Annotated in this window: 5 protein-coding genes; 2 read left to right on the top strand and 3 right to left on the bottom strand. The window is 51.6% G+C overall.

Annotation, left to right across the window (positions count from 1 at the left end; translation table 11 throughout):
- From RR842_RS12040 to RR842_RS12050, 3 genes are all read right to left on the bottom strand, one after another.
- Positions 1 to 672: FAD-binding protein (locus RR842_RS12040; protein WP_332729884.1), on the bottom strand; the 672-nt coding region annotated here is incomplete at its 3' end.
- A gap of 48 nt (positions 673 to 720) precedes the next feature.
- Entirely contained in the window at positions 721 to 1,479 is a 759-nt protein-coding gene (gene fixA / locus RR842_RS12045) for a putative electron transfer flavoprotein FixA (RefSeq protein ID WP_332729885.1), read from the bottom strand.
- A 267-nt stretch (positions 1,480 to 1,746) separates the two neighbouring features.
- Positions 1,747 to 2,736 carry a LysR family transcriptional regulator gene (locus tag RR842_RS12050; protein ID WP_332712084.1) on the bottom strand — a complete coding sequence of 330 codons (990 nt, stop codon included), beginning with the start codon at positions 2,734 to 2,736 and terminating at the stop codon, positions 1,747 to 1,749.
- A gap of 197 nt (positions 2,737 to 2,933) precedes the next feature.
- Here RR842_RS12050 and RR842_RS12055 point away from each other — a divergent pair, with 197 nt between their 5' ends.
- Both RR842_RS12055 and RR842_RS12060 read left to right on the top strand, forming a co-directional pair.
- The gene (locus RR842_RS12055; RefSeq protein WP_332712081.1) at positions 2,934 to 4,085 is read left to right on the top strand and encodes an acyl-CoA dehydrogenase; all 1,152 of its coding nucleotides are present in this window, start codon (positions 2,934 to 2,936) and stop codon (positions 4,083 to 4,085) included.
- A gap of 107 nt (positions 4,086 to 4,192) precedes the next feature.
- The coding region (locus RR842_RS12060; RefSeq protein ID WP_332729886.1) for a class I adenylate-forming enzyme family protein at positions 4,193 to 4,649 on the top strand (457 nt) is incomplete at its 3' end.

A 4,649-nucleotide genomic window follows, 5' to 3' on the forward strand; every position in this document is an offset into this window, starting at 1 on the left:
TATCTCAGTCGGTAGCCAGTCGACTCCTTCGGTGAGGGGGCGGGAGCATCCGAGACCCGCGCCCAACTTGTCGCACAGAGCCTCCGCCATTTTCAGATCCTCTTTTTCAGCAAATCCTCGTCCGGCTGCTACGACAATATCAGCCTTCGTCAAGTCCACGCCGCTCTTCTCGATAGGATTGGATGAGATGAGCTTCATGGGATTTGCCGGGGCAACCCAAGCGATGTCCTCGAAGGCGTTCGCACCGGAAGCCTCGGCGCCTTCGAACGCGCCCGCGCCCACCGTGTAGACAGCTACGTCGCCTGCAGCTTTCTGCACGCGCTCGGCCACGCCGCCGAAGTACAGACTTTTGGCACCGTTCTCGAAGGACATGACGTCGGTGATGACCGACGTGCCTGCATGGGCGGCCAGCCTGCCTGCGATCGTCCTCATATGGCAGGTCGGCTCGACCAGCACGACGGATGGCCGCTCAGCATCGAACACGGCGATCACAGTGTTGGCTCCGTCGTCTAGGATGGAGCCGGAGGGCACGGAGATATGGGCGATCTTGTCGGCGACCGCCTCAGGAGCTTCGCCGAAGGAAACGAGGACAACCTCATCGGCCATGGTGCGGGCACCGGCGGCGAGTTCCCGGGCGGCATCTACGCGTTCAGCGATAACGAGTGCTTTCATAAATATCTACTCTGCCTTTCTGTATGTATAAGGATTGACCAGGGAAACCTACAGCGAGGCCTTGAGGGCGGCGGCGAATTGCGCAATGGCACCGTCGGCCGAGACCTCGAGAATCTCCTGCTTGCGGTCGACTTGCTCGGGAGCGAGGCAGGACACCGTTTCAAGCGCGCGGACAGGTGCCGCGTCGGCACCAACCACGTGCATCGGCTTCTTGCCGGCGGCGAGGATATCTTTCATGCCAGGGATGCGGGGCAGAGCAATGTCGGGCGACACGGACACGACGGCCGGCAGCGGCACCTCTACCACCTCGACCACGTCCTCGAGTGTACGCTCGACCTCGATGGCGCCGTCCTTGGCGGTGATCTTTGTGGCGGCGTTCACCACGGGCAAGCCCAGTTTTGTGGCTAGCTGCACGTCAACTTGCTGAGAATAGTTGTCGGCGGAGCCGGCGCCACACAGAATAAGATCATACGCACCCACCTTGCCGACCAGGACCGACAGCGCCTCGGCTGTAGCGCGAGCGTCCATGTTGACATACGCGCCATCGACAGCCATAAACAACTCGTCCACGCCGCGAGCAAGCACGTTCTTCTTCAACTTGGAGTCGTCGATGGAGGCGGGACCCACCGTCATAGCGACCACTGTGGAGCCTTCGTTCGCCGCAGCCAGCTGCGCGGCGGCTTCGATGGCATTCAAGTCGTATGCGGACACGATGCCCTTGGCCTTGGAATAGTCTAACGAGCCATCAGCGGACACCTGAATATCCTGATCGTCTGGAACAATTTTGAGCGCAACAACCGTCTTCATAGGTATTTCCTCTCCTTGACTCATGTCAAATTGCTCGAAGCGATAAGTCTCGATGCAATTCACACGGTTTCAACGTCATAGAAGAGAATAAAAGCTTGCAGGCGGTTTGCCATCACACAAGTTTTAATTCATTTCGGATAACCAGCGCAAGTAGCTTATGCAATAAATGCATAATATGAAACACAATTTGCATGATCGTCAACACGCTCAATGCGGTAAACGTTTGCCCGGCAACGAAAGGGTTGCCGCAAATCTTTCTCATTGACGTTATTTGAAGGACTCTGCTTGTCGACTTTGTTCGATGGCCGTTATTTGTTCGAGGAGATAGTTGAACGCTTCGCTGTGCCTGCCTTTCTTTGCAATAAGCGTTGCGTTGATGTAGTGATTTCTGTCCGGTCTTCCTGGAAGGATTACGGTCATGTTGTTTTTAACATATCTATCGAACGCCGTATGGCCGTCATTATCCATGCGCGTGATCAAAAAGACTCCGTCTTTAGGTTTCCTCGAATAGAAATCAAGCTGATCTCGGGCAGGAACCCTTTTGATTATGGGAGAAAAACCATCTTCATTGCAAAGCTTTACAAAATCGTCAACGAGATCGTCGCTATGTCGTTGCGCGGGAACATAGAACGGTTGAGAAACGAAGTCTCGGAGTGATAACTCTTTCTTCAATAGCAAAGGAGAGGATTTTTCGATCCCGAACCCAAGTATTCCATGAAAATCAAAGATAGGAATGTGGATAAATTCTTCATCGTCCCTGTCGAGGTTATCAGTTGAAAGATACTCTTCGGAAGTTAATGAAAAACGAAATGCGATATCAACCTGATCAGAAAGAACCGCATCGCAAGGAGAGAATGATCGGTCTATGGACACGTAATCGAAGGCGACATTGGGGTATTGCGTTTCGGTGTTCTGCACCGCTTCGAAGATGCCATCGTACATGGATTCGAGGTGGAGGAGGTTCTGAATGCGGATGCATTCGGGCTTTATGTTGGATATTCCGTCAAGCTTGGAAAGCATATTATGAAAAGATGCGTTGATCTCGGAAGCGTGCTCTAATACGATTTGCCCGGCCTTCGTCAGCGTCATCTGATTGGATTTGCGATCTATGAAAAGGAGCTCTTGCCCCAATTCCTTTTCAAGCGCTTCGACGTGTCGACTCAGCGAAGGTTGGGAAACAAACAACGCTTTGGACGCTGACGTATAACTTCCATAGATGACTAGTGTCGAAAATTCCTCTAGATGACTAATTTCCACGACATCCCCCTTTAACGCTGATGCAATATTTGAATAGATCCCCAACAAAAACTATGGCATCACTTTTATCCCTTGTATCGACTTCGTTGATATTGTCATTTGTGTTATACGTACCATCTTCTCTATCCTAAACGAAGTTTGGTATTAACGGTCCGACAATCATCGATCGGACAAATTATCGAAGAATGGAGGCAGGAATGGATTTTTGCAAAACCGACGAACAGGAACTCTTACTTGAGAGTCTACATGAGGTGATGGAGCGAGGCAATTTTGATTCGTACTTCAAAGAGTGCGATAAGGAGCACCAGTATCCCGAGAAAGCTGCCAAAGATATGGTAGATGCGGGTTTTGCCTCGCTTGGCATTCCCGAAGAGCACGGTGGAACCCCTGCGGACATCCTGACACAAGTCATGGTGGTTGAGGAGGCGATGTCGCTTGGCTGGCCGTCCCTGACTTGGGTCAACCAGTCTCTCGCCGTTGACGACATGATTGCGTTCGGCAACGAGAAGCAACAGAAGGCCGTCATGGAACTCGGACTCAAGGGAATTAAGCCGTTTACCCTCGGCTTCTCCGAACCGCAGGCCGGCTCTGACAGCAATGCGATGGCGACGACAGTCACGAAGCGCGATGGAAAATTGTACGTGAACGGGTGTAAGACGTTCAACACAGGTGCCAATTGCGCTCCGTACATGCTGTGTCTCGTGCGTGACTTCGAAAATGACAAGCCCGCGCGTGACATGTCCATGTATCTCATGCCCTTGGATCGTCCTGGTGTCAAGATGGCGAAACTCGATAAGATCGGCAACAACATGATGGCCACCTACGAGGTCTATCTCGAAGACGTCGAGATGGAAGAAGACGACCTCGTAGGAGTGAAGGGTCGCGGCTTCTATCAGCTGATGAAGAACTTCGAAGTTGAGCGCCTTCTCACGTGTGCGAGCAATGTCGGAATGGCGCGCTGCGCCTACAACGACGCCATCCGCCATGCGGGCCAGCGAGAGCAGTTCGGAAAAACTATCGGAACGTTCCAGCTCATTCAAGAGAAAATCACCGATATGGCCATCAAGATCGAAAATATGCAAAACATGCTTTATAAGACGGCCTGGAAGAAAGATTCCGGCGAGTCCATCATGATTGATTCCTCGTTACTCAAAAGGTACTCTGGCCAGGCGGCTTTCCAGGTTATTGACGATGCAATGCAGATTATGGGCGGGATTGGCTACACACACGATTGTCGAATCTCTCGTTTGTGGCGCGATCAGCGTGTCTATCGAATCATGGCAGGAACGGAAGAGATCATGGTTCATACGGCGGGTCGTGCTCTTATCAAGCAGGCTCAAGACAACTAGCAAATGGCGACAGCAACAAAAACAATTGTTCGGCCCCCGTTGCTGTCGCTTTATTTGAAAACGTGCTGCCATACAGTCGAGATGCGGTTCTGCTGAAAGGGAATTCGATGTTACCGATTGATCTGTTGGCTAATTCTGCGAAAAAATACGGCAATAAAGTCGCTGTCTCGTACGCAGGGCGCAGTTTCACCTACGGAGAGCTCTACCACCGGGTTTTGTTGCTTGCAGAAGCCATGCGAGACAAAGCGCACGTACGTCCCGGCGATCATGTTGCGCTATGGCTTCAAAATTGCAACGAGTTTATCGAGATTGTATTCGCAGCTTTTTCGATCGGGGCCATTCCAGAGTTTTGCAATGTACGGTGGTCTTCAGAGGTATTCGATGCGATTATGAGCCGTTCGAATGCAAAACTGATTTTTGCGCACGCATCGAGCATCCAAACGTCAAACGTGCGAAACTCCAGCAACGATCGACTACCTATAATATCTGTTGGGAATGCTCTCGAAAACGTGCAAACCTATGACGATTTCATTAGCGACGCAACGGAAATCACCAGTTTCGAGA

The organism is Gordonibacter sp. (assembly GCF_036667095.1).
Classification (GTDB): domain Bacteria; phylum Actinomycetota; class Coriobacteriia; order Coriobacteriales; family Eggerthellaceae; genus Gordonibacter.

Bases quoted from the DNA above. Each gene is read 5' to 3' on its own strand.
- fixA (WP_332729885.1), bottom strand. From the start codon at position 1,479: ATGAAGACGGTTGTTGCGCTCAAAATTGTTCCAGACGATCAGGATATT.
- RR842_RS12055 (WP_332712081.1), top strand. From the start codon at position 2,934: ATGGATTTTTGCAAAACCGACGAACAGGAACTCTTACTTGAGAGTCTA.